Source organism: Bacillus sp. AFS023182 (assembly GCF_002560575.1).
GTDB lineage: Bacteria > Bacillota > Bacilli > Bacillales > Bacillaceae_G > Bacillus_A > Bacillus_A arachidis.
Genome location: NZ_NTRO01000035.1, coordinates 47,944 through 74,391 on the forward strand (window position 1 = coordinate 47,944; position 26,448 = coordinate 74,391).

A 26,448-nucleotide genomic window follows, 5' to 3' on the forward strand; every position below is an offset into this window, starting at 1 on the left:
AATGTATATTAAAACCAAAAGCCTCTTGAGTAATTTACTCAAGAGGCTTTCCTTTACTTATTCTTAAATTTCTCCTTCGCCGCTCTCATCTTCACATTCAAATCATGATCAATAGAGTCCCGAATATCTCGTTCTACCGCTTCCATTTCTTTTTGAAAGTTTTGTAAGTAAACTTGCAATTCTTCTTCTTTTTCAGGACGTTGTGATGGCGGCAGCTGTGTTACTAATGACAACATAGCGATTAAGTCTTTCATTAAGAATGTTTCCAGTTTGTGTTGTTGTTCAAACATACGTTGTTCTTGATAGTAAGGAAGTGCATTTAAGACTGAAATCGTAATCTCATCAACCATTCTTTGTAATGAAGGATTAACAGATCGTTTATACGCCTGAATGGTATTTAATGCATCCGGATAACGGTCGTAAAAATACAATTTATAAAACGATAGATCCGTTGGCTTAGATGATTGTTGTGCTTCTTGCCTTAAGAAATCCTTTACTTTCACTGTAGTTACATCAATATCTTCATTTGTAACTTTTTTCGTTGTTTTTGCCATTACATGTGCTTTTTTCTGTTTATCTTTCGGTAACATAGAGAAAACTTGTTCTCTTGTACGTTGATCTGCCGCACAAAAAAGTGTGTTAAATGCTTTTTGTTCTTTTTTTCCTTCTGTACGAATCCAGCGATAAAACAGAGGATGCTGCGTAAATTCTTGTAAAAATGGTGTTGATTTATTTGATAATTTTTCAATTGATTCGTGTGCCCGCTTATACGGTTTCGTCCAGGATAAGTAAAATTTTCGGCCGAAGTAAACGAGTAAAACAACAACTGTAAACCCTAGCAAAAGCAAAATTCCACCTATCATTAAAACAAATTCGAAGAAACCCATCTTTTCACCTCCTCTAATGACCTTTTATTTCTTTGGACGCTGAATGAGCTTCTGCTTCATTTCATCATTAAATGTATCAAGTTCAATAACAAATTTCTTACTTGATTCGATAATGCGTTCTGATGATTTCTCAGATGCTTCAATAGCTGCAAATACATTTTGGAATGATTCGCGCAGCTTATCCATGCTGATTGCTGGATTTTCAAGCAACTTCGTCGTTTCTTCTGTGTTTTGTTTTAAAGCTTGTGAGTTACTTAATACCATTGATTCGATTGCTTCATTCGTCGCATTAACCGCATCGATTGTTTTACGTTGGTTCGTTAGTGCTAGCTGAATCGCTGCTGAAACAGTAACTACGTTTTGCGTCATTGTAATTGCATTACGAATTGCCTCTGTTAACTTTTCGTTATTTTTCTTAATGATGTCTACTGATGCGATAGATTGCAACAATACACTTTTTGCTTGCTGCATGTTGCGTGTACGTACAAGAATTTTTTCTAACGCATCATTGATTAATGGAATATCCTTTTGACGATCTGGATTTTGCTTTTCTGCTTCAAGCATACTAGCAAGTTTTCTGCCAAGATATACTTGCTTATCCAATGCATGGATTTTATCATGTGATTGCTCTTTTAGCATTTCTAAACCAACCGTGTCTTCTTGGAGATTGTCACGTCCAATAAGCAATGATCTTATAATTTCTTCAATTTGTTTATCTATAGATTGATATTTATGAACATACGTTTCAAGTGGATTTTTCTTAAAAACTTTAAACATAAATTTCTTCATACCCGACGCTTTTAATGAATTAGGATCAAGTTCTGATACGACTTTACGCAGTTCTAGCAATGTATTCGGAATCTCTTCATTCTTCCCGTTCATCATTGCAGTCACAGGACGTTTTAATGCTGATAATGTTTGACCTGCTGCTTGCTGCTCTTTATCTCCTAAATCTCCGAGCTGGGATAACACTTTTGAAAGATCAGTATTTTGTTCACTATTTAACTTTTTCACATATAAATCAGCTTCTTTATTCAGTTCAACAAGTTCTTCATCTTTAATAACTGTATCAACAACTACTTGCATATTATCTTTCGCTACTGATACAGGTTCTTTTTTCTCTAATTCAGTCAACAAAATCGCTCCTTTATTTATATGTGCGAATTTATTTGCACTATATTTCATCTAAGATATCTTATACCACTTATATGATATTTGTTTGAAATCGATTTTTAATAAACTCCTGCTTATGCAGTCATTCCCTGTTTCTTACCATAAGTATACCTGTTTCGTGCATTATTTTCCTCAGACTTAAGACCTAGAATGCTACGTGCTAAAGGCGGATTCTTCACATATTACACGGTTTATTGTTTAGTAATTCCTCTTTCAATTTTATTTTGTCTACCTTCCCATTCGGCTTCTTAGGTAATTGTGATAATATAGTCCAATTTCTTGGTTGCTTATATGATATTAATTTCTGACGACACTCTCGTTGAATAGCTAATAATGTTTGAGAAGGTTCCTTTACAATAATAGCGTGTATGACTTCTCCACGATTATCATCTTTTTCTGCAAACACTATAGCTTCTATAACACCAGTAAGTCCCTTCAATACCTCTTCTATTTCACCAGCATACACAAAGCTCCCAGCAGCTTTTATAACGTCTCGGTCTCTACCTATTAAAACAATTTTTCCATCTTTTCTTTGAAAACCAATATCATGTGATGTTACCCAATCTTCTATGAAAGTAGCTTTTGTTTGCTCTTCATTTTCAATATATCCTTCAAAATCCTGACCAGATCGAACAAATAATTTCCCGAAATTTTCTTTATCAGTTATTATTCGTTCTTTCTTCTCATTAAAGAAAGCAATCTCCACATCGGGGAATGGTACTCCGACTGTTTCAGGTGCCGTTCTTGCATCTTCTGGTGTTAATAATGAGGCATACCCCATTTCTGATGATCCGTAATACTCATACAAAAATGATTTAGAAAAACATTCCTCAAATTTTTTTCTTTGTATAGGCGATAATTTTGTCCCAACTGAAATCATACATCTCGGAATCATTTCCTGTACACTTTGTTTTTGCTTTGCATAACGAGTTAAAGGTTCAATTAAAGCTGGTGTAATAGAAGCACATGAGCCTTTCGCTTTGAAAAATGCCTCTGGTGTGAAATTAGATAATAAAATAATCTCAGCTCCTGTAGCTAATGCATGAAGTGCCGGGTATAGCTGAGCTGAATAAGATAAATGTAATGGAACTACTATGCGATCACTTTCAGTTAGCGAAAACGCCTTACTCCATCCTTTAAAGCTACTAGTCCATGATCGATGACTTTTAACAAAACCTTTCGGTGTGCCCGTTGAACCTGAAGTATAGCCAAAAAAGTATAACTCTTCCTTACTATTCACATGTCTAAAAGGAAATGAGATGGTATTATGCTCCATTGTTTGACATACAGTCCCTTTAGATGTGATAATCCAATTAGGCTCCGTTCTACTTACAATTGTTTTCCATTCCATTTCTGTAACGTCTGGATGAACTGGCAGTATAATTCCACCAATTTCTGAAACTGCAAGGGCATCTTGAATCCATTCCATACAATTGTCTAACTTTATAATAAAAATATGCCCTGGTGCCGCTCCTTCTTGCATAAGCACTGATACACGATTTGAAACATTCTGCGCCAACTCTTTATAAGTCCAACTATTATGTTGTTCCGAAAGTGCAACGCAGTCAGGTTTTTTTTGTGCCTGCTCATAAAAATAAGAATGTATATGCATTTTTTATTGAATCCCCTTGTTTGTTATGGCTATATTTTTTATTTTTTTCGTGCTACAAACGCTCCTTTTTGAAAACCTAGCAATACTGTTTCAAACGTATCATCTTCTTCAATCATCTGAATACATTCCGCTAACTCTTCTGCATGCGAAGTTGCATTATCGATTACCAGAAATCCCTTAGGTTCTAATATTCGCTTTATATTTTCCCACCACCACATATATTGAGTACGCTCTGAATCTAGGAAAATAAAGTCAAACGAACACTCTACTTGTGTATCTAGAAACGCCCCCGCTTCCTGATTATGAATATCAATCTGATATCTAAGATTTGCCTTTTCAAAATTCATAAGTGCCTCTGCAACTCGTCCTGAAGAAAGTTCAACAGTTGTAACATTTCCTTTCGTTTCTTTAGCCGCATTTGCCAGCCATAATGTTGAATATCCATTTGAAGTACCAATTTCTAAAATTCTTTGAGCGCCGCACCCTTTTATTAAAATAGATAAAAATTGTCCCATTTCACGAGAAATATTTCTTAATTTTTCTTCTCGTTTCTCTTTTTTACTATCGTGCTCTTTTCCGTATTTTTCAAGCTCTAACAACAATAATTCTAATGAATTCATACAATCTATCTCCTTTCCAACAAATTTAATGATAAAAAATTGATGAGAAAGTTGATTATGTTTGTCTACCTTTCATTATATGCTAAACGAATAGGTTTTTCCTGTTATAAGACAAAGAATTGAATTTTTTTGTAGCGTATTGTTTCGTTTTTTGGTAAAGTTAATTTCTACGTGTAATTATTCCATTCACATTATTTTACAATCAAAATGCAATTATAAAATCATTTTTAATCGGTATTTCAAATTAAAAAAGCGCCCTTTTCGGACGCATTTTCTTTTGTTTATAACTGTATGTAAGAAAGGATGCTTTGAACATGAACGTGATTAATTTAGACGCTGCTAGAAAACGTAAACAGCACAAAAAGCGAATGATAACTATACCGATTATTAAACGTATTTACGAAGAGGACGGAGAAATTAAGTTCGAGGTATTAGGCGAAAAGGATGTTCCTCTTGAAATGTTAGAGAAGTAATTTACATGATTTTAAATCGAAGACGCATCTCTATTGAGATGCGTCTTTTTCATTCTATACATTCTCATTTAAATGCATAAGCTTATCGGGATTCATCATCATATAAATAGATGCTATTTTCTCTTCTTGAAACTCAAACGAAAGCACATACGTAGCGCGATTATTTATATTTACAGTAATACCAGGTGTACCATTCACCATTCTAAATGCAATGGAATGTTCTTCTGGTAACGTTTTGATAACTCCTAAGAATAAGCGCACAATCCTTTCAGATGTGTAAATTGGTTTAAGAGCTGTTGTAACCTTCCCTCCACCATCTGATTTGAATATCGCATCTGTTTTTAACACTTCTAGCATTGCCTTTACGTCTCCTCGCTGCAAAGATGCGACAAATTGTTCCACATATGCAGCCATCTGCTTTATACTTAATTTTGAAGCTTTCGATTTATCTACAATGCCCTTTCTAGCACGATGAAAGATTTGCCGACAATTTGCATTGTTTTTATCAACAATTGATGCAATTTCATCATAATCGTAACCAAAAACTTCTCGTAATATAAACACTGCCCGTTCAATTTCAGATAACTGTTGTAAAAGCAAAAGATACGCTGTAGAAATAGATTCCCTCATTATATATGTCATGGAAGGATCATCATTTTCTTCAACGAGTGGTTCAGGTAACCACATGCCAACATAAACATTTCGTTTATGAGCTGCTGAACGTAATTTATCGATGGCGCGGTTCGTAACCATCTTACATAAATACGCTTTTATATTATCAACAGACTCTAGCTCTTCTATTTGATCTAATGAAAGAAATGTATCATGAACAATATCTTCAGCGTCCATAACACTCCCGAGCATACGATAGGCTAAAGAAAACAATAAAGGCTTATATGCTTGATACAATTGCTCCAGTTCCAAACTCACATGACCCTCTTTCAATTTGTGATTTTACTTTGTTCTAAAATTTGTAGTGCTGCTCGTTTACCACTAGAAACTGCAGCGTCAGCTAATAATTCATCATGGCCAGCCCAATCTCCTGCAACATATATCCCTGGCATTTCAGGAACAGCAGGCCCTGGATTTTCAGTACGACCAATATGAGGGAAATCATATACAACTGTTACTTTAGGCAAATATTGCTTTTCAACTAACTCCTGTTGCCACTTCGGGTGTAATAAATCCATTGTATGTTCTAACAAAACTTTATCGTCATTAAAGTTACTAGCTTGTAATGCAGGATTGTGATATTTTATCAATCCCACTACTACCGTTCCATCATCACTTAACTTAGCGGCTCTTGATTGATTCGTAAAAAATACAGGTTGATCTAATCCTAAAGCAAATTGATATGATGGATTGGGTAACCTTCTTAAACCAAGATCTAACGAAGCTGCTGTAACTGGCATAGACTGTTCTTTCCATATTTGTAGCGCAGTATCTTTTGCTCCCTTTATAATTTTACAAGCTTCTTTTGGTGGTATAGTAACAACAACAGTAGGAACTTCAAAGAGTTCCTCACCAGAACAACGAATTCTTTGAATATGACCACAGTGCTCAATTTCAACTACATTTTTACTCGCTATAAAATGAACGCCAGCATTTGTAGCTTCGTCTCTTAGCTTTGTTATGATCGTCTCCCATCCACCATCGACATAAAAAACCCCTTCTTTCATTGATCGTTGTATTTGTTTTAGTACAGAAGATGCTAACTGTAATGTAGGAGCATATGTGTAAGTCGATGTTCGGCATAATGCATAAAACATGTTTCTTACCATTGGATCTTTAATTTCTTTTTCTGCCCATATACTCAAACTCATTTTAGGAATTGTCTTCAAATCAAATTTCCCTAACTTTAACATCAAATTGAAAAATTGTATTTTTGCAGACCATGAAAATAATGGTGTAGCTAAGATTGACCGAAAATCTGTCGGTATTGTATACACATCATTTTTCCATATACCATGTGCACTAGTAGAAGGTATTCCTCCTAGAATGTTGATTCCGAGTTCCTTAAGAGTTGATAGTGCTTCTCCACCGCGATATAAAGCGTGCGCCCCAAGATTCATAAGAACGCCGTTTTTATTCGTTGTTATTGCTCTTCCGCCAAAGCGACTCGATTTCTCTAATACAACAACTTTTTTACCTTCCCTTGCTAAATAAATCGAAGCTGTCAATCCAGCAAGTCCCCCGCCTATAATTGCCACATTAAAGTTCTGCATATAAATTTCCTCCTTATTGTTTTACACACAAGACGGATGAAGGAAGATGAATGTGACATTTTTTAAGATTTATTTTTCCTTCAAAAACAAAAAGATCCTTTATCTCATATTAAAGGATCTTTTTGTTTACATAATATAATTACCACAAACTTACATAATCGGTAGTCTTCAGGGGGACTGGATTCCAACTTTGTTGCATTGTTTGCCATGATTTGACCGTTCCATCTTTACTTTTAATGAACGCTTTAAATTCTATATTTCTTTCAGCTGGCAACACAACATTTCCTCTCCAATCATTACTACGAGAATCATAATATAATTGAATTGGATACTGTTTCGTGTCCCAACTTCCTAATTCCGCACGATTCCCCGTAATATATACAGTATCTCCTATTGTTGTAGGAGCATTTTTTACTACAATCGTTTGCATAACAGGTGTCACACCTAATAAATTCTTAAATTTTCCCATTAGTGAATTATTATACATTACATCTTGATAACGAAGTAAAGTAAATCCAGCAAAATTATAATTAAAAGCCATTTCTGCAACTCGTTTATACTCCTCTTCATTTCCGATGCTTAAAGCATTTTCACCATTTAATACAATTCCCTTTTGATTAGCTAATGTTGCAATATCTTGTACTAATGTTCTAGGCATTGAATATTCCGGATAATTACCTTTATCTGTCATTTCTAGACAAGTAAATGTTACATCTAACTTTGCGCTTTTGAAAGCATCGAGTAAATGGCTGTAATTATTATACCCTGCCGGCTTTTCTGCTCCGTGAGGCATAACCGGATTATTATATTGCCAATGTACTCCTGCAATCTTTGCACCGATTGGTACTTGAAAACTTGGATCAAAAGCATTGTGTGCCAATTCACCAATTAATTTTGCATGACTTTCTAAAACACCTTGATACCATTCTAAATAATCTTTTCCATATGAAGAATTATATCCATTCTTTAGAAACAGTTCCCCATCACTTGGTGGTAAAATTTCTGAAACAGAAGTAAGTTTTGTACTCCACGCTTTGTTCACTTCATTTAAGGAATCATATTTATTTAATACCCAGGAACGGAATTTTGATTTTGCAAATTCTGTATATGCTTGAAACTTTCCACGTGATGGATAACCGCTTCCATCAGCAGATGTGTAGGAAGGATATCTCAGTTCTCCAGCTGGTCCACCAGACAAATATATTTTTGTGATTACATCTTTATACGGTTTCATAGCTGCTGCGAATGCCGTATATAGTTCACCATATTCCTTTTGAATTACATCTGAAGCAAGTGGATTCAATGTTTCTTTATTAACGGTTCCGGTTTCAGATTTAAAGTAAAGACTATCATCATTTTTTTGATTCCAAACCCATGAAGGAATTGGTACGTTGCAATCATCCCCAACATTTCCACCGCACTGATGTGTAGAAATAATCGGAATCATTTTCATACCTGCATTTCTTACCGATTGAGCAAAACGCTGTACGTATGAAAAATCAAATTGCTGATCCCCGTTCTTTTCCATGTCTCCCCACCAAAAATCAACGGTAATAGCAGAAAAGCCATTCTGTTTTGCCCATCTTAGATCATTTTCAAATGTCTCCCAGTTTGTTACTTCTGGAATCTTTTTTAACGGGGCCATTACATATGCTTTGTAGTCCGGATTCATTCCTTTTCCATTTACAGCCGCAAAACTAATTTGCGGAATTAATAATGATACAAATAACATCCCGATAGACAAAATAACAATACAAAGATATTGAAACTGATTTTTCATCGACATTCTCCTCTTTAAATTACATTTTTATGTATCCGTTTTCATTATAAAACAAAATACGCAATCGATTGCATGAAATTATGCATAATATTAAATGAAATGAAAATAAACAAGCTAGATTAATTAACTTGTTTATTTTCAAATCCAACTGCATATTTTCTACTTTCACATACAAATTTAATCTCTTATTATACTGACCTTATTACACTATTATTATAATATTTCACTCAAATATCAAGAAATCCTTTTACCAAGAATGATTAAATCCCTTTCTATTCCATCTAGTTCTGCAACGTTAGGCAAATGCGCCCATTTTTCAAAATCAAAACAAGAAAATAACTGAAGACTAGCTTTATTATGAGCAAATATGAATGCTAATAATGTTTTAATCTTGAGTTTCGGACAAGTATCTAACACTTTTTGTATGATATATTTACCTATCCCCCTACCTCTATGCATTTGATGAATGTATACACTTATTTCAGCTGTTCCATTATAAGCTGGTCGACCGTAAAAGGATTGAAAACTAACCCATCCGCATATCTCACCTTGCGATTCTATTACCCATAAAGGTCTAAAAGAAGGTGAATGTTCATGAAACCATTGTTCCTTGCTCGTAACAGTAACAGGTTCTGTATCAGCAGTTACCATTCTGCTTGAAATAGTTGAATTGTATATATCCACTATACTAGATAAATCACTAATTTTTGCATCTCTAATCTTAATATCTTCTTTCATAAACACCTCATACTCCTTAGTCAACATTCTACTTTTTCATATATTAACTGAATTCGTACATACAATTCAAAAAAGTTTTGTAATTCATCTAATATTTTTTCTATTTCCTTAAATATGTACGTTTCACATCTATTCTTACTTTGTAAAAGCAAAAAATAATCAGAATTTCTCAGCGATTTACAAAATAACTAGGTANNTACCTAGTTATTTTGTAAATGAAGTACCAACTTCAACTTTTCTCTAATTTTTTACGAATCTATCATACTGCATCCGAAAAAGTTCAATGACAAACGGCAGATCCTCTACGCTTTTTATATGATAACTAATCCATCCTGATTCAGGTAATACATGATGTGGACTTACTAATCCTTGATTTACTAATTCATCCCGTTTTGGTTTTGGAAATGGAAGGTCTGCTAATTTGTCACCATGAAGATGACCTAACTCTTTCTTTTTATAATTGAATTCAATTCCCCCAAAGCGATGTGGCTTTTCAGAAACACCCTCCCAGCTCAGTACTTCTTTTCTAATCATTTCACTATATGACATAATCATTCACTCCTTTATCATTTGGATGTAAGAATACAATACCTTTTTTCTTTAAGCGTTACATCACTCAAGGGTATCAATGTATTTACGAAAATAGTTTGATTTTTACAAGGTAAATAAAGCCTATGCTTTTTCAAAAAACATCATTTATTCATTCTAAATCTATTCTTTATACACGAATAGGAAAATCAATACTGCACACTAAAATAACTAGACTCATATCCTAATCCATGTATTTAACCCTATTTCAAAAGAGAAAGGTAGGAAAACCAATGACTTCCAATATAGATTACACTTCTCCCTCTGTCCGTTTTACTCATGATTTAAGTACAAGTAATTTTTTTAAAAAAGATGCGCAAAATTATATAAATGTACTAGGGATTAAACAATTAAATACATTAGACAATACATCTTTATTAGATATTTTTTTAAGCACTGGTAATGTCGTTGAGCCACATGTACATCAAAATGCTGCTGAACTTGTTTACTGTATTTCTGGAGCAGCTATTGTATCCATACTTAACCCATTTACAAATCAACTTCTTAATCTTCCTATTAAACCAGGTCAAGTGGCTAACGTACCCCAAGGTTGGTGGCATTATGAAATTGCCTCTGTAGATCATACACATTTATTAGCAATTTTTAACGCTCCTACACCAGAAGTTATATTTGGTTCAGATATTTTAAGACTGACACCATCAACTGTAATGGCTCATACCTATTGTCTCGATGAACAGGAGTGGAAGAAAGCGGTATCCCCTATTCAATCAACTACCGTAATTGGGCCTCCGACAAACTGCACTCAAAATCGAAATACTTTGTACAATACACCACATCAAAATCCCCCCTATTCCGGACAGCCACCTTCATACTACCAACAACAGTTTCCATTTCATCCATATTGGGGGTATTAATAGGAGAAGTTAGCATTGAAGTGTATTTATATATCAACAGCGCAAATATATTCTTTATCTAGTAAATCAGAGTTTAAGTACCTTTCACTTAAGATCCTATAAAAATTATATTGCACTTTACTCCGGTTAATAAGCTGAAAAATGAGTTCTAAAAAGATGTTTACTTACTCTGTAAGCATCCTTTTGGTTCTTCAAAATCTTGTATGTACGAATCCTCTCATATTTTCATTATATTCATTACCTTAAACTACAGTAACGATTAATAGAGTTTTCACATATACTATCTATATATCAAACTGGAGGTGATGGTATCATGAATAAAGAGTACGATTCTAACAATTATTCTTCTAACAAAGATTCTTCTAATAATAAAGATATCCGCACTTCATCTTCACAATCTTCCAATCATCAATCATCACAAAGCCTATATCGCCAAGGGTATGTAAAGAAAAAAGGATGTAATTGCGGTAAAAACAAATAGAATTTTCGTTTTATCTAGCATTAAATTTACTGTTTACACATCAAAAAAGAGCATCCATAACAGATGCTCCTTTTTATAAAAATAAGTAACTAGTTATTAATTATAGATTAAGATTCTATTTAAAATTCTGTTAAAATTGGAAACTTATATCCATTCAAATCAAACTTTTCACTGTCGCGAATCATTAAGTACTTTTCAGACTGAAACTCTTTGCACGCTACCTCTTCAATACCTAATTCATCAGGATAAAAGTAAAATTCAATCTCTGTAAATGGTTCAGTTATTTCGGCACATACATCATCTAAAATCGGAATAATTTGTGCAAAAACACCAAATAATTTTAACACTTGATCTTTCACTTCAAATACAATAAGTGCGTCCAGTTTCTCTGAATAATATAGTTTTTCATTCCATTTCACATCGTACATATTAAAATAAAAAGAAGACTGATAGTTTAATGGTGAAAATTCCATCGAAAGCTGTTGAGCGTTTTGTATTATTTCTTTTATAAGTTGCATATCTTCTTCATTATAAAAATCTAATTTTCGAAGTGAAGATGAACGAGATTGAACTTTATCATATAATAACGTCATCAGATGTTGTTGTACAACTCGAAAACCAAATGGTTCATATAGTTCCGGTTTCTCTGTAAATAACATTGCACATTCATATTGTTTATCTATTTCTTGTAATACTTTACCAAGAAGCTGCTTCATCAAACCTCTTCTCCTATATTTTGGATGTGTCATGACAGATTGAATACCAGCTGCATAAATCTGCTCTCCTTTTATAAACATTGGTAACGCAAACATCGACACATTTGCAATTACTTGCCCTTCTTGTAAATAAGAAAAAGGTTTGTATGTAGCATCCCAAAATCCATTGGATTCAAAATTTTGCAACGTTTGAACAGGAATATGAAACACCTCTTCAAATAATTGAAACAACAATTCCTTTTTCGGTTCTTCCATCAAAAAGTTTTCAGAAAGAATAAGATTCCCCATATTGTTCCTCCATAAGTTCATTCCTATTAATGTAATCGTTTTCTATTGTGTTTAAATCAAAGAAGTTCTCTTCTAACTCAACATATTATCACAAAATATACCAAAATAAGTCAAGAGTTTCAATATAACTTTAAGGACAAATCCGCTCCTTTTTCCCTCTTTATAATCTATCTAAATCCTATCAAATGAATATTTTTTATTCTTGATGTTTTTGCTCCATAGAATCTTTGTTCCTAGATAACAATGTTTTTTCTAGTTGCCAAATTAGACTTTTTTGAATAGTTATCACCTGCTTATCTTCCCTGCTTTTCTCTACATCTTAAAGACGATTACAAATAGCCAGATACATAAAAAGATGGTGAGTTGATTTTCCTTTACGCAAGAAATCAACTCACCTTGTTCATTTGAGAATATGTTTAAGTTGATAGGTATACTTTCCCTTTTACATGATTCTTTCCTTTTTATTAGACATAGTCTTTTCCTTAACAAGAAAATAAATCATCGGCAAAACAAGTAAACTAGCAATTGCGCAAATAATCCCTAAAGTAACAAATGGAAATCCTTTACTCAAGGTAAACGATGAAACACTCGAAGCGATCGTCATTCCAATATACATTGCAGAACTATTCAACGCCATAATTGTCCCTCTAATTGCTGGACTTAATTCAGAAATCAAAGCTGTTAGTGATGCTTGACCAAATCCAATGAATAGGCTCCAAACCATATGTGCCATAATCGCGATTTTGATATTATCAATATAGAGTGAAAATGTAATTACACTAACTGAAGCGATAACACCCGCAATGGAAACCACTATTTTTTTTCCTATTTTATCTGCTAATTTCCCTCCAACTATATTACCAATTACACTCCCTAAACCAGCAAAGAATATTACAATTCCAATCTGTCCAACTGTAAATCCAAAATTTCTTTCATAATACACACCTATGTATGAGAACATACCATGTAAGCCAACAGTCCATAAAAGTGTTGCTGATAACGCAAAGAAAATAGAAAAATTCGTGAATATCACTTTATATGATTTCATCATTGCTTTCGGTGCAGAAACTGATAATTGATTTTTCGGTACCTCTTTTTCTAACAATTGACTTGCAATTATCGTAACAAGCAAAGTCAGTAATCCAATGATATAAAATGTCCATTGCCAATTTCCTACCTCAGATAAAAACGCACCGATAGGCACGCCTAATACCGTTGATCCAATCATCGCTCCCATAATCATTCCCATCGCTTTTCCGCGAGACTCGTATGGTACTTTATCTCCTACTAGTGCAAATACACTTGGCATGATCATCGCACCTGATAAACCAGTCAATCCACGGAACAATAAGAGTATTTCAAAACGATCCATAAGCCCAGTACAAAATGTAGTGATTGAAAAAATAATTAGCCCTATAACAATCAAATGTTTTCTCCCTACTTTATCAGACAATGGTCCAAAAAATGGAGCCGCTATCCCATAGCACAGTGCATAGGCTGTAATTAAAAGCCCTCCTTTTTCAGCAGGCATTCCTGTTGTTTGTGAAATCACAGGCAATAATGGTGAAACGATTAAACCATCTAAACCAATAAAAAACGCAATAACTGCTAAAATACACAACATTGATTTTCCTTTCATCTTTTTCCTCCACTTTTATTTCATATATGAAATAAATTACTAAAATTGTCCTTTCACCTCAAACTTTATATATATTTTTATTTCATATATGAATGATTTATATAAAGAAAAATGTAACAGAAGATGTTACACTTTTTCTTATACCGTAATTATACTAAATGGTGCTTCCATTTTAATAATAGTTCTTGCAGCTTTCGTTCTTCTTCATCAGTAAAGCAACTGCAATTTTCTTGTAAAAATTTTGCATACTTCCCATCGACTTGCTCTCTAGTTGTTTCTCCCTTTTCAGTTAAATAAACAAGTGTTTCCCGTTGATCATTTGGATTTTTTTCCGTTGCAACATATCCATCCCTCTTCATTCTTTGAATTAGGGTGGTCATATTGCTTGGAACACATCCCATGTTTTCAATCAACTTCGACATCGATACCTTTCCGGATTTCGCAAGTACTTGTATTACACCAAATTGGACATAACTTATATCATACTCTTCTATCGCCTTATCCAAATTTTTTTGCAATTGATGATAAACATCTCGAATACTTCCGTATAATTCCCTTTTTTTCATATCCATTTGAAAAAGCCTTCCTTTTTTATTTCATATATGAATCTTATTCTCATATATTTCATATGTCAAATAAAACAACCTTGCCTTGGTATATTTCTCCACCAAGACAAGGTCTGAACAATCTAATATTTTCAATATAATTATGTATATTTTACAAGTTATTTTTCCCCTTGTTCCCCACCCGCTATTAACGTACTTCCTGAAAATGTCTCTTTTTTCATGAAGACTTTATTAATCAAATCTTTCTGCTCATCCTGTGACATTATCCCCTTACCTTCACCAAGGTTACCGCTTTGTAATTTCCAAATCGTATTATGATCAGCATCAACTTTCTCGTATTTTCCTTGCTTCCATCTTTCTAAAATACCTATATATGCACTTTTTTGATTCATATTTCCACTCTTAACAATCTCAATTAAACTTTCAATTCGTTCTTGTGTTATAAAAATATAACCCCATTTTTGATCTGCTTTTACTTTTTGATGTGCCATTTCATGTAATGCAGTCTGTACTTTTTCATCAGTCCACTTAAAGTCTTTATTAAAATCACTATTTGGCAATGAATAATTCCCATTTTCTAAAATTTTCGCATTCTCTGTTTTTACTTTACTATCAGCTAATACTTCCACTGCTGGAGCTGCAATTGATGTTTTTTTAGCGGTTGGCTTACTATTATTGAGATAGTACAAGATTCCATAAGTTAGTGCCACGCCAATTACTGCCATCCCAGCAATTATCCCTAGTATTTTTAATAGTGTTTTCATTGAACACATTCCCCCCTCAACATTCCATCACTCATTTTCCTTCTAGTGATTTCATTTTTTAAATGTACTCGTTATAAATGATTCATTGAAGATGTTTTTTCATAAAAATTCTCCCCAAAAGTATTATTTTATCAGTTCATCCCCTATGTTTCCTTTTATTGTATTTCTATTCCATTTCATATTGCAAGATTATTCTACAAAAAGAATTAAATTTTCTAAAATTTCAAATTATTTTTCACGCACTCTATCTCTTTTCAGCAAAATACGATTAGCTTTATCCTACCTATATTTAAAATCAATTGAATTAGAAAAGCATTTTTATTTTAAATCCATTTAAATATATGATAGGCGATGCTATTACAAATTTGGACCAAGGACATATGGATTTTTGACAATTATTACACTATGTTCGCTCAATAAAAAACCAAACAATCCGATCACGGCTTCGATACTTGCAGTGAATTTTCACCCTCATCACAAACTATCCATATTATGCTGTTTCGATCGTCTGCCCCACAGTTGTTTCCATAATACTATTGAGGCAACCGCAAGCATAATTGTTGTAATTACACTTCCTTCAATTCCAAAAGTTCCTCCATGTAACGATTCTGGTCCTCTTGTTGTTGATTTAAACAAAGGTGTAGAGTATATTGTTGTACCACTTACCGCAAAACCATATATATTATATTGAGCCCAGTTCCATATAGAATGCCAAGCGCATATTCCCCAAAGGCTATTCTCTTTTAATACATAGAACGCTGCAAATACACCAACTAATATGATATTTGATATAGAAAGAATTGTTATGCCTGGATTTAACAGATGGAGAAATCCAAAGAGAAATGATGTAATAACAATCCCAATCCATATCCGACTTCTAACTGAAATAACTGGAAATAACCAACCGTGTACAACAATTTCTTCTGCGGCACCTTGTACCAAAAACGCGATTAAAGAACCTAATATTCCTAATATGAATGTACTTGAAATCTGTTGCACATGTAAGGTAACAGAACCACTTAAAACTAAAATTAAAACTGGTATTGTTATAAATATAAAACCAATGAAAGCTCCACGTAAATATTTTTTCAAAGCATTATCTTTCCAAAAACCAATTGATGAAAATCGACGTTTTTCCACAAAACGAACCCATAAAAATACAATTAAAATCGCTGCACCAAATGTCAATAACATCCTTACATTATCATAAATCCCCTTCATAAATGTCGTTTCTGCTTTCGGTAAAAATAATATAAATACCATAAACAATTCGCCAAGAGTCAAAAATACAACCGATAATATTACTGCTAAAATTGGATGTACTTTCTTTCGCCCTTCCTTGGCTGCTTTAATTGTTTTAAATCGACTATTATTCAAAACTACTCCTCCCTCCACCACTTACAAACACTTCCTATTTTACATTAAATTTACTATATTCAATAAAAAGAAGGCAATAAGAAATACCATTCCTAATCATCTGAGGCACTTTATACTAGGCATACTACATTGAAAAGACCTATTTTTATACCTAATTAATAAAGAACTTAAAAACATAAAATACAATCCAATCACTGTACCAGTAGCGTGATTGAAGCACCTCCCTTACTCCACTTACTTCCAGCACTTGCTATTTCTCACCATTTGTTGTAAGATAGGTCTTAAGGTCAAATTTATAGACGTTTCACTTTGCATATTATCAAGCATCTATTAAGGATAATACGTATTCATAATTGATTTTTGATAATATGTGAATTTTTATTTTCATTGAAATAAGACCGATCATATTGTAATTTATTTTTCTTATTTTTAGGAGGCTCTTACCATGACATTAACAGGTAAAGTAAAATGGTTTAACAGCGAAAAAGGTTTCGGTTTCATCGAAGTTGCAGACGGTAACGATGTATTCGTTCACTTCTCTGCTATCACTGGCGAAGGTTTCAAATCTCTTGACGAAGGTCAAGAAGTTAGCTTCGAAGTTGAAGAAGGCAACCGTGGACCTCAAGCTAAAAACGTTGTAAAGCTATAATTTAAACAATAAAAAGGTTGTTACCATCGCACGGTTAACAACCTTTTTAATATATAATTAAAAATTTTTACATAAAAGGAGTGGTCACATGTATCGCAATCGAAAGAACGATGTAGCCGAAGTACCACCAGAACAAACCCCTGTTTGGGAATGCGAATCAGAGGATTGTTTAGGATGGATGAGAAAGAACTTTTCATTTGAAGAAGAGCCAAAATGCCCTTTATGTAAAAGTAACATGAAAAGCGGAGAACGTTTATTGCCTAAATTAGGTTAATGGTTTCATATCCCTCTTATCTTTGGATGAGAGGGATTTTTATTATTCCTTTCCATAACTAATGCGAAAAAAACCATGCATATTATATATCATGGTTCCTTTCCAAATCCGTTCGTATTATAGAATAGATACACGCATCATGTTGTTTTTCTCCTTGTTGAATATATCCGCGCAGTATTCCTTCTTTCTGAAATCCTATTTTGGATAGCATCTTACATGAGATGACATTTTCAGGATATGTAATTGCTCCAATTCTAAATAAATCTAATTCCTGAAAACTATAAGTAATGATTTTTCTAGCAGCTTCTGATGCGTAGCCCTTTCCCCAATGAGAAGGATGTAAATCATATCCAATCTCAGAACGTTTACTCCAAAGTTGTAAATTATTCAATCCAATTGTACCAATTAGCGTACCTGTTTCTTTCAATACAATTCCCCAGCGAATTGCACGTTTTTCAAAATAATTTTTTGAAAAAGACTCAATCATACGTGAAGCCTGTCCAAATTCTGTAAAAGAATTCATTCCATAATAACGCGTTACTTCTTCAAGCGAAAAGATTTCATATATTTTTTGACAATAAGATTGATCAATTTCAACTAAACGTAATCGTTCTGTTTCTAAAACAGGAAATGTCATTAAAACCCTCCTCTTCTTTCTACTCGTTTATTATATCAGAAAAATCTTCTCTTACTGGAAAATTCACCATAAATAAAAAAACCTGTTTTCAAAATACATGAATCAGGCTCCTTAATGATTTTCTTAATTTATTCGGTTTATACACAATATTTCATTCGTTTTAAACCTAACACAATAATAATCAGAATTTTTATCTTTCAGACATTTTAACATAATTGAATTTTGCTTACAAATAAAAATATTATATAAATATTTCAAACTATCCATTTCCCTTTTTGATGATTTTTCTGTCTTCATGCTATAGGTATTTGATTTAAAAAATGATTTAGACTATTAAAAAATAGTTACAGACAGTGAAACTACACGTGCAGACACTCTAATCAAAGTTAAATAGTAAACGATATGTACAATTTTTAGTAACAACAGACAAAATCCCCTTTCTTTTACTAGAAGGGGATTTTGTCAAAAAATATTAAAGGTTACATTACTCAGTACGGTTATTCAATGCGTTCATAATCTTCTCTGCTGTTTTCTTTCCATTTCCTATACAAGCTCCAATACCTACGCCATAGTATGAAGCCCCAGCTAGATACATATTTGGAAAAGCAGCTGATAATTTCTTATTTAAAGATTGAACTGCGTGATTATGTTCTAAATGATAATTTGGCATTAAATCTTTCCAGCCCGTAACTTCAACAGTTTGCGGTTTCCCTTGAATCCCAAGGCTTTTCTCAATGTCAGATAAAGCAACTTGGACCAATTCTTCCTTACTTTTTTGTTTCATTTTTTCATAAGCAGGATTGGAACTTTTATAAAACATTCTTACCAATAATTTTTGTTTATCTGATGTATGCTTCCATTTCCTACTCGTCCATGTACATGCATCACAATGTAAATCACTATTTTCTGAAACAATGAAACCCGTACCATCTGCAGGTAATTGTTCGTCAGGTATTTCAAACCCTAAATAAATGCTAATAAGAGAGGAATTTTTCAGCTTATTGAAATCATCATCTAATTCATTAGAACTTAATACTGTTTGTGCAACATCATGTGGAGCAGCTAAAACAACGTAATCCGCTTTTATTGTCTCTTGATTCAAAAAAGAAACTTCATATCCGTCGTCGACTCTTTTTACATTCGTCGTTGTTACTCCTTTTCGTATGTCTGTCCCAGTCAATTTTTCTTCTAAACGATTAATAATCGTAGAAAGACCCTTTTTAAAAGATAAAAACTTCTTATTCCCAGCAGCCTGAAATTGTTTTTTATTTACTTCAAACCCTTTCATAATACTGCCATATGTATTTTTGTAATCAAGTAAATATGGTAATGTAGATGCCATTGTAAGCTCGTTCAATTTACCGGAATAGACTCCCGAAAGAACTGGAGAAATTTGTTTCTCAACCAACTCTTTCCCTAAAAAACTTTCTAAAAATACAGCAAGTGAGGTATCTTTCGTAAAACCTTTGTTCTTTGTAATAAAGTCTTTCAGTGCAATGATTTTGCCTTTCGTTGAAACTAACGTACTACTAAATAGCGACTCTACACTCATTGGTATACCAAATACTGTGTCAGCAGGAATCGGATGTAACATATCATTTGAGTAAATATAAGAAATACCCGTTTCGTTGTATACCAATTCCTCTTCCAAATGCAACTCTTTTACAAAGGGCAAAACATTTTCGTTTCGAGCAACGATTGAATCAGCCCCTGCTTCTATAATAAAATCTTTTTCTTTCACACTGTGAATTTTCCCGCCTAAATATTCATTTTTTTCTACAAGGATTAATTCTAAATCTATATTGTAATCCTTTTTTAGTTTTTCTAAGTAATACATCGTAGAAAGACCTGTAATCCCTCCACCTATGACAACAACTGTTTTCATACTTGCTGCGCTCCTAACCGATACGATAATAAATTCCTTTATTATTATAACCAAAAATTCACTTTCTCGACTAGCAGCTAATAAAGTTCTTAAAATGTACATATTATTTCCACATATACTTTTAACATGTCTAACATTTAATTGTTTAAATATTGAAATTTTCTTTATTTTAATATTTATAGTTGTCTAGGGAATCAATTCATAAGGAATTGTTAAAAGATACTCATCTTTTTTCAAGTGTTATCCATACGAGAAAATGAATGTAATTCTATATTCTTTGTGTATTATGAGGTTCAGAACGTTGATGTTATATTACGAAAAATGGCATTCACTACAAATTATAATAGCTTCTTATTTTAATAACATTATATAGTTAATTAATTTATCTAGTTCTTGACTTACTGTAAGTACTTCTTCATGTTGAAATCCATAATTAGATACTAGCGTAAATAGTTCTTCTTTTTTCATTTCAATGATTTGCTCTAAGTTCCTCAGCTCCATATCGTATTTAATCGCTCCAATTTAAAATGTATGTACTCTAGTATAGAGTATTCACATAATAAGTAAAAGCTTCATTTTCAATTCAATATGACATCTTAAAAACAAATGAGTGGAACTATATACTATGTCAAAATAAAAATTACACTTCATCGCACAACCAACATATCCTACTTAACAATCTCACCGCAACAAAAAAGCATGACCATCTTATATCATGCTTTATGTCCTTTATACATCTTTTTGTAAATTCCTTGTAATTATCCAATCTTTACGTATGTGCAATTAAACCATTTGGCCGAAAACGACTCATCATGAGTTCATCAATGAACTTACCGTGAGATTTTAAACTCCCCTTTTTTATACCTTCATCTTTAAACCCAAACTTTTCATATAGTGCTTTTGCACCAGGATTTATTTCCAAAACACCAAGTTCTACTCTCTCTAGCATTAACCAATTATCTGCAAGATCCAGCATTTTTGTTAATAAAGCTTTTCCAATACCTTTATTATGATATCCACTGTCTACACCGATAAATAAATCTCCCGAATGTGACCTTCTTCCTTGTCCTTGCGTTAAACCAACAAATCCTACTACTTGCCTGTCATATTCTGCAACAAATTCAAATTGATTCGGCGCTAAATTTCGAATTCTATTTTCCATCGCATCTATTCGCATACTAGGTAAGAAAACCATATAAGGTAAAACATCATTTTGGATGCATATACGATGAATTGCTTTAGCATCTTGTATCTCTACTGCACGAATTATAACTTCCATCTTATTCTCCCCTTCCAATCCATACAGTAAAGATTCTTTATAATACAAAAAAATCCTACTTGAACATGGTTAATTTGATAGAATTACAACATTTCTAGCAGTTTTTGATTGTTCATTTAACTTTGGCATTTCAATTAAATGAAATGAAACTCTCTGCCCTTGTAAAAGGTATCTAAAACCATCTGGAAACCTGCTTGAATCAGGTGCGATTAAGCTAAAGTGTACAAAAGCGTGACTATCCTCTTTTCCATCTATTAAAATACTCCCATAGCCTTCATCTTGTTTAAACCATTCCACAATACCTTCGCATTTTTCTTTCATCTGTATCTCCCTTCATTTTCTAAAATCTAGGCTAAAAAATAAGGAAACATCCTGTAAAAAGAAAACGCTACTCCTTCCGCTCTCACATGTCCATATTTATTTACAATCTGTTGAACTTTTTTTCAGAATTATTATATAATTACCAAGGTAAATCTATTATTGTAAGGGGGATACAAAATGACAACACTAGGAATCATTCGGCACGGCAGCACACACTGGAATAAAGAAGGGAGAGCTCAAGGTAATTCAAATATCCCACTTGATCAAGACGGACTCTCTGATGCTTATAAACTAGCAGAACGTTTAGCTACAGAAAATTGGGATTTAATCTATTCTAGTGATTTACTAAGAGCAAAGCAAACTGCCGAACCAATAGGAAAAAGCATTAAAAATATAGAAATCCATTTAGACCCTAGACTTCGTGAAGTGGGCGGTGGAGAAATCGAAGGAACAACTGAAGAAGAGCGAATTTCGAAATGGGGAAAGAGCTGGAGAGAACTCGATTTAGGAATTGAAAGTGCTGACAGTGTTAAAGCGAGAGCTTTACCGTTTATTGAAGACATTACATATAAACACCCTAACAAAAACATCTTAATCGTTAGTCATGGCTCATACATTAAGCATCTTCTTAAAGAATTAGTACCTCATTTGAGCACGACAGATTCTCCAAAAAATACATCCATAACTAAAATTAAAAAGCTAGAAAATGGCTGGGATTCAGAATTATATAATTGCACGGTGCATTTAGATTAAATGTTTAATATTTAAAAAAGAAGACTTTAGCAACAGGTCTTCTTTTTTATTTTCTAGTTGCTTACTAAATATGATGCCAATTATTATACAGTACTTAAATCTTTTCCCATTATAACATAAGGAACATCATCTTTACTTGGATGAAATGGTTCCATTATATTACTCCATTCTAGTTTCTCATATAACGAACGAGCATGATTGTTACTTACCTGTGTCGTCAAAACACTAGTTTTATTGCATATTCCATCTAATAAATTATTATGTAATGCAGTTCCTACTCCTTTTTTCCGATAATCGGAATGGACCGCTAATTCAACAAATTCAAAACAATCATGTAACCATCGATCCACCTGTTTCGAACTTAATGCTTCCCTTAACAAATGATTGTAGTACTGCCCTTCTAAAGATTCATATCCATAAACAAAACCGATAATTTCATTCTCATCACTTATAGCTACTATACCCTTGAAATTTTCATAATCTATATGTCTTGTAATTCTTTCTACCATTTCATCAAAATCTTTTCCTTCATGCACCATGCAGTACAGTTTGGACATGTTTATAATTAGAGTTTCATCTTTCTGTATTGGTACTATATTCACCACAAATCCCCTCCTAATAAAAAAGCATAGTAATTATTTATGTTTATAAATAATTACAAAATAAAGAATATTAAAATGAAATATTTTATCTAGAATTCTCTTTCTTGTGATGAGGAAAATACATAATCAAACTTTATATTTTTAAGCCTATCTCTTAAATACTCTGCTTGCTCTATGCCATATTCATTTAATGGCAACCCTAGCCTCCCTTGAAGTCTTCATTCTTTCCTCATATCTGTTTGTCCATGTCTAATCACATAAATCATTTCTAGACTCTCCCCTTGATTTATTTTTATAATCTTAACATTTTTCAGTAATCAATAACAACAATAGACCATAATCCTATGATTCGTTATTTCTTTGGTTGTAATAGAAATAACGTTAGACCAATTAAGATAAGTACAATACCTATACCTTGTTGTAAAGAAATAGTCTCATCCAAAATGTAATATGCAAGGATACAAGTTCCGATTGTTTCTCCTAATATACTTATGGAAAGAAATCGATTTTTTTCTTTGATTTATTCAACTAAAACATCTATTTGTTTAATAAAAATGAGGCTAACACTTTCTTATTTCATCATCTTTTTACCGATATACTTTCTTTTAAGTAAACTTCTATTAAAAGCATAATAGAAGTGATTTTAATAATGATTCACTCTCAGTAACAAAGAGTTTGGCATTTCAATATGAAAATGTGTTAGCTTTAATTTCTATGTCGAGTTTACCATTTTTATCAACTGATTTTATCGTTATTACAGTGTTCCCAGAATCCCCCTTTTAACCTAAACCTTTTCTCATTTTGTGTCTCACATTCTGAACGATTTCAAAAGTAACTGTTACTACAAGAGCTGTAAACCTACATAAACAAGGTGCGTTTTTTATTAATTACAAAAAGATGTGTTACTTTGCATGGTTACTCTTTTCCCTTCTCTCCACAACTGAATATATATTCTATCTTTAATATCAATCTCCTTTCCTTCACTAAACAAAAAGGATTTACATATTTTAGTGGAGTATTAATATACATAACAATATTTTAAAATATTATAATTTAAACACTAAGGGGATACAACGATGGAACAAACCATTCATATTGACGGTTTCGTCAAACCTGGATTTGAAAAAGTTAAACATGCATTTATAGAGAATTTTACAAACCGTGAAGAATTAGGAGCTGCTTGCTGCATCTATTATAACGATGAGTGCGTTGTTGATCTATGGGGCGGATATCGTGACCATCATACAAAAAAACGCTGGCAAGAAGATACAGCAATTCTCATTTTTTCTGCAACAAAGGGATTTGCTAGTCTTGCATTGGCCTTAGCGCATTCAAAAGGTTATATCGATTACGAAGAGAAAGTATCTACTTATTGGAACGAATTCGGAGTAAATGGAAAAGAAAACATCACAGTCCGGCAGTTGCTTGGACACCAAGCTGGGTTATGTTGTATTAACAAATTACCATTATATACACTTGGTGATTTTGATACGAAGCACGTTGCTCCTTATTTAGAAACCATGAAACCAGCTTGGGAACCCGGCACAAGACATGGCTACCATACATGGACAATCGGTTGGTATATAAGTGAATTAATTCGTCATGTAGATCCAAAAGGAAGAAATTTGACTCAATTTTTTAGTGAAGAGATTGCACAGCCTTTACAAGCAGAAATGTATATTGGTATACCCACTTCACTGCCAAATGAACGTATAGCGACTATTAAGGGAATCCAATCTATCTTTGACATATTTAAAAGCTTTAGCTCTTTCCCAAAAAGCTTACTATGGGCTTTTTTGAATCCAAAATCCTTAGCAAAGCGTAGCATGGTGGATCCAAAAGGATTACTTGCACATGATAACTTCAACAAAAGAGAATTACGAGAAATAGAATTTCCATCTGGAAATGGCATCGGTGTAGTGCGTGATATGGCAAAAATCTATAGTGAATTTGCTAATGGTGGCCCCATATTAGGTTTAAGCCCATATACTTTAAGTGAACTATCGAAACCACCTGTACAAACGAACGGTTGTTGGCGTGATGTTGTACAAACCGTAGACACCGCTTTTACATTAGGCTTTTTCAAACCGTTAGAAACAGGCTCTCACTATGGAAATTCCTCATGCTTTGGACATCCAGGTGCGGGTGGCTCTTTATGTTTCGCAGATCCAATCAATCGAGTTGGTTTTTCTTATGCAATGACACGCGTTGGTATGCAAATGTTTGATGACCCAAGAGAAACTTCTATTCGAAAGGCATTTTATGACACCATTTCACAATCCCAAAAATCACCCAATGCCTTATTGACAGTGATATCAGATGTTACTAAATAGATTGATCTTAAAGAAATTTAACCTTTTATTACATACATCATCATTACCAGATTTAAGTTATATAAAAAATTACTTCCAAATAAGTTGGACTAATCTCTTCTTTCACACAGTAAGCTGAAAATGAAGGCTAGAAAAATGGAGTGTGATTATATGGAGCGACTATGGTTTCCAATGATCGTTACATTTTTTTCGTTTGGTGGATTACTATTAGGTGGCGCAGTTGGACTTGCCACGCGTCAACTTATCGAAGAAAAAATGCATCGTTTATACGCGCTATGTGGAGGCATTTTATTTGGGTTATTATCGCTAGAAATCATTCCAGAAACTTTTTCAAGCTATGAAATCATTGGCCCCACGCTCGGCATTACCATTGGTATATTACTTATGAGTTTACTTGATAATTATTGCCATCACCCTATCATACATAAAAAAGACCAGCAAGCATGGCAAACTTTTTTATTTCTCTCCTTCGCTATTTTTATTCACAATATGCCGAGTGGTATTGCATTAGGAGCTGCTTTTACAAATCATGACGAAACTGCAATTCCGTTCTTATTTGCGATTGTCACACACCATATTCCAGAAGGATTAGCTTTAATCATTCCTTTTCTATTTACACAGCATAAATATATTTCATTTCTATTAACAATCTTGTTATTATCGATTATCCTCGGTACTGGTACAATCTTTGGGGTGATGATGCACGGGAAAGCACTTCACTTACAAGGGCTGATAATGGGGAGTGCAATCGGTTCTTTAGGTTATGTCACAATACATGAGATGTTATGGAAGGCTAAGAAACACCTTTCTCCTCTCCCCTTCCTTTCTTGGTCTATTAGTGGATTTTTACTCATAACCGTTTTTATTCTTTTCGCTGACCATCATTAAAATAAGGATTCATTTCTTGTATATT

The 26,448-nt window shown here is 33.2% G+C and carries 28 protein-coding genes and 2 pseudogenes; 8 read left to right on the plus strand and 22 right to left on the minus strand.

Annotated features, from left to right (window positions below; all coding sequences use genetic code 11):
- Positions 1-53: 53 nt before the first annotated feature.
- From CN288_RS17670 to CN288_RS17685, 4 genes are all read right to left on the minus strand, one after another.
- A complete protein-coding gene (locus CN288_RS17670) occupies positions 54-887 on the minus strand; it encodes a DUF3974 domain-containing protein (RefSeq protein ID WP_098302728.1) in 834 nt (277 codons plus the stop codon).
- A gap of 24 nt (positions 888-911) precedes the next feature.
- Positions 912-2,021, minus strand: a complete 1,110-nt coding sequence (locus tag CN288_RS17675) for a toxic anion resistance protein (protein WP_026590820.1) — start codon at positions 2,019-2,021, stop codon at positions 912-914.
- Positions 2,022-2,235: 214 nt separating this feature from the next.
- Positions 2,236-3,672, minus strand: a complete 1,437-nt coding sequence (locus CN288_RS17680) for a class I adenylate-forming enzyme family protein (protein WP_098302729.1) — start codon at positions 3,670-3,672, stop codon at positions 2,236-2,238.
- A gap of 38 nt (positions 3,673-3,710) precedes the next feature.
- Positions 3,711-4,292 (minus strand): O-methyltransferase, encoded by a 582-nt coding sequence (locus CN288_RS17685; RefSeq protein WP_051588548.1) that lies wholly within the window; start codon positions 4,290-4,292, stop codon positions 3,711-3,713.
- Between the two features lie 314 nt (positions 4,293-4,606).
- Here CN288_RS17685 and CN288_RS28875 point away from each other — a divergent pair, with 314 nt between their 5' ends.
- Positions 4,607-4,765, plus strand: coding sequence for a hypothetical protein (locus tag CN288_RS28875; protein WP_090689319.1), 159 nt, complete (start codon positions 4,607-4,609; stop codon positions 4,763-4,765).
- 54 nt (positions 4,766-4,819) lie between these two features.
- Here CN288_RS28875 and CN288_RS17695 read toward each other — a convergent pair whose 3' ends face one another.
- From CN288_RS17695 to CN288_RS17715, 5 genes are all read right to left on the minus strand, one after another.
- The gene (locus CN288_RS17695; RefSeq protein ID WP_098302730.1) at positions 4,820-5,689 is read right to left on the minus strand and encodes a sigma-70 family RNA polymerase sigma factor; all 870 of its coding nucleotides are present in this window, start codon (positions 5,687-5,689) and stop codon (positions 4,820-4,822) included.
- Positions 5,690-5,706: 17 nt separating this feature from the next.
- A complete protein-coding gene (locus CN288_RS17700) occupies positions 5,707-6,990 on the minus strand; it encodes a protoporphyrinogen/coproporphyrinogen oxidase (RefSeq protein ID WP_098302731.1) in 1,284 nt (427 codons plus the stop codon).
- 139 nt (positions 6,991-7,129) lie between these two features.
- The gene (locus CN288_RS17705; RefSeq protein ID WP_098302732.1) at positions 7,130-8,770 is read right to left on the minus strand and encodes a family 14 glycosylhydrolase; all 1,641 of its coding nucleotides are present in this window, start codon (positions 8,768-8,770) and stop codon (positions 7,130-7,132) included.
- Between the two features lie 234 nt (positions 8,771-9,004).
- Complete coding sequence (locus tag CN288_RS17710) at positions 9,005-9,508, minus strand: GNAT family N-acetyltransferase (protein WP_026590813.1); 504 nt, start codon at positions 9,506-9,508, stop codon at positions 9,005-9,007.
- A gap of 240 nt (positions 9,509-9,748) precedes the next feature.
- Complete coding sequence (locus CN288_RS17715; RefSeq protein ID WP_026590812.1) at positions 9,749-10,057, minus strand: luciferase domain-containing protein; 309 nt, start codon at positions 10,055-10,057, stop codon at positions 9,749-9,751.
- A gap of 272 nt (positions 10,058-10,329) precedes the next feature.
- Between CN288_RS17715 and CN288_RS17720 the strand changes: the two genes are divergently transcribed.
- Together CN288_RS17720 and CN288_RS28880 are read left to right on the plus strand one after the other, a co-directional pair.
- Complete coding sequence (locus CN288_RS17720) at positions 10,330-10,971, plus strand: cupin domain-containing protein (protein ID WP_098302734.1); 642 nt, start codon at positions 10,330-10,332, stop codon at positions 10,969-10,971.
- Positions 10,972-11,284: 313 nt separating this feature from the next.
- A complete protein-coding gene (locus CN288_RS28880; RefSeq protein ID WP_176527692.1) occupies positions 11,285-11,452 on the plus strand; it encodes a hypothetical protein in 168 nt (55 codons plus the stop codon).
- Positions 11,453-11,571: 119 nt separating this feature from the next.
- On the opposite strand, the gene CN288_RS17725 is transcribed toward CN288_RS28880, so the two are convergent.
- The 5 genes from CN288_RS17725 to CN288_RS17745 all read right to left on the minus strand — a co-directional run bounded on the left by CN288_RS17725 (position 11,572) and on the right by CN288_RS17745 (position 16,802).
- Complete coding sequence (locus tag CN288_RS17725; RefSeq protein WP_098302735.1) at positions 11,572-12,456, minus strand: GNAT family N-acetyltransferase; 885 nt, start codon at positions 12,454-12,456, stop codon at positions 11,572-11,574.
- Positions 12,457-12,898: 442 nt separating this feature from the next.
- A complete protein-coding gene (locus CN288_RS17730) occupies positions 12,899-14,095 on the minus strand; it encodes an MFS transporter (protein ID WP_098302736.1) in 1,197 nt (398 codons plus the stop codon).
- A 149-nt stretch (positions 14,096-14,244) separates the two neighbouring features.
- A complete protein-coding gene (locus tag CN288_RS17735; RefSeq protein ID WP_026590808.1) occupies positions 14,245-14,661 on the minus strand; it encodes a MarR family winged helix-turn-helix transcriptional regulator in 417 nt (138 codons plus the stop codon).
- A 158-nt stretch (positions 14,662-14,819) separates the two neighbouring features.
- Complete coding sequence (locus CN288_RS17740; protein ID WP_026590807.1) at positions 14,820-15,425, minus strand: PRK06770 family protein; 606 nt, start codon at positions 15,423-15,425, stop codon at positions 14,820-14,822.
- 474 nt (positions 15,426-15,899) lie between these two features.
- A complete protein-coding gene (locus CN288_RS17745) occupies positions 15,900-16,802 on the minus strand; it encodes a CPBP family intramembrane glutamic endopeptidase (protein ID WP_098302737.1) in 903 nt (300 codons plus the stop codon).
- A gap of 445 nt (positions 16,803-17,247) precedes the next feature.
- Here CN288_RS17745 and cspD point away from each other — a divergent pair, with 445 nt between their 5' ends.
- Both cspD and CN288_RS17755 read left to right on the plus strand, forming a co-directional pair.
- A complete protein-coding gene (gene cspD, locus CN288_RS17750; RefSeq protein ID WP_026590805.1) occupies positions 17,248-17,451 on the plus strand; it encodes a cold-shock protein CspD in 204 nt (67 codons plus the stop codon).
- A gap of 88 nt (positions 17,452-17,539) precedes the next feature.
- On the plus strand, positions 17,540-17,725 hold the full coding sequence (locus CN288_RS17755; protein ID WP_000286200.1) for a cold-shock protein: 186 nt from the start codon (positions 17,540-17,542) through the stop codon (positions 17,723-17,725).
- A gap of 82 nt (positions 17,726-17,807) precedes the next feature.
- On the opposite strand, the gene CN288_RS17760 is transcribed toward CN288_RS17755, so the two are convergent.
- The 5 genes from CN288_RS17760 to CN288_RS17780 all read right to left on the minus strand — a co-directional run bounded on the left by CN288_RS17760 (position 17,808) and on the right by CN288_RS17780 (position 21,847).
- A complete protein-coding gene (locus CN288_RS17760; RefSeq protein WP_026590804.1) occupies positions 17,808-18,362 on the minus strand; it encodes a GNAT family N-acetyltransferase in 555 nt (184 codons plus the stop codon).
- Between the two features lie 484 nt (positions 18,363-18,846).
- Positions 18,847-20,247, minus strand: coding sequence for a protoporphyrinogen oxidase (locus CN288_RS17765; RefSeq protein WP_026590803.1), 1,401 nt, complete (start codon positions 20,245-20,247; stop codon positions 18,847-18,849).
- 351 nt (positions 20,248-20,598) lie between these two features.
- Positions 20,599-20,748, minus strand: a complete 150-nt coding sequence (locus tag CN288_RS17770; RefSeq protein WP_026590802.1) for an aspartyl-phosphate phosphatase Spo0E family protein — start codon at positions 20,746-20,748, stop codon at positions 20,599-20,601.
- Between the two features lie 268 nt (positions 20,749-21,016).
- Entirely contained in the window at positions 21,017-21,526 is a 510-nt protein-coding gene (locus tag CN288_RS17775; protein WP_098302738.1) for a GNAT family N-acetyltransferase, read from the minus strand.
- Between the two features lie 69 nt (positions 21,527-21,595).
- Positions 21,596-21,847, minus strand: coding sequence for a cold shock domain-containing protein (locus CN288_RS17780; RefSeq protein WP_098302739.1), 252 nt, complete (start codon positions 21,845-21,847; stop codon positions 21,596-21,598).
- Between the two features lie 177 nt (positions 21,848-22,024).
- Between CN288_RS17780 and CN288_RS17785 the strand changes: the two genes are divergently transcribed.
- Positions 22,025-22,600 (plus strand): histidine phosphatase family protein, encoded by a 576-nt coding sequence (locus CN288_RS17785; protein WP_026590799.1) that lies wholly within the window; start codon positions 22,025-22,027, stop codon positions 22,598-22,600.
- Between the two features lie 83 nt (positions 22,601-22,683).
- On the opposite strand, the gene CN288_RS17790 is transcribed toward CN288_RS17785, so the two are convergent.
- The 3 genes and pseudogenes from CN288_RS17790 to CN288_RS17800 all read right to left on the minus strand — a co-directional run.
- Entirely contained in the window at positions 22,684-23,157 is a 474-nt protein-coding gene (locus tag CN288_RS17790) for a GNAT family N-acetyltransferase (protein WP_051588557.1), read from the minus strand.
- Positions 23,158-23,300: 143 nt separating this feature from the next.
- Positions 23,301-23,468 (minus strand): annotated as a pseudogene (locus tag CN288_RS30060) (histidine phosphatase family protein); the annotation flags it as partial.
- 86 nt (positions 23,469-23,554) lie between these two features.
- Positions 23,555-23,701, minus strand: a pseudogene (locus CN288_RS17800) (EamA family transporter); the annotation flags it as partial.
- 577 nt (positions 23,702-24,278) lie between these two features.
- On the opposite strand from CN288_RS17800, the gene CN288_RS17805 reads away from it, so the two are divergent.
- Both CN288_RS17805 and CN288_RS17810 read left to right on the plus strand, forming a co-directional pair.
- Positions 24,279-25,535 (plus strand): serine hydrolase domain-containing protein, encoded by a 1,257-nt coding sequence (locus CN288_RS17805; protein WP_051588547.1) that lies wholly within the window; start codon positions 24,279-24,281, stop codon positions 25,533-25,535.
- Positions 25,536-25,685: 150 nt separating this feature from the next.
- Positions 25,686-26,423, plus strand: coding sequence for a ZIP family metal transporter (locus tag CN288_RS17810; RefSeq protein WP_098302740.1), 738 nt, complete (start codon positions 25,686-25,688; stop codon positions 26,421-26,423).
- The last annotated feature ends 25 nt before the right edge of the window (positions 26,424-26,448 follow it).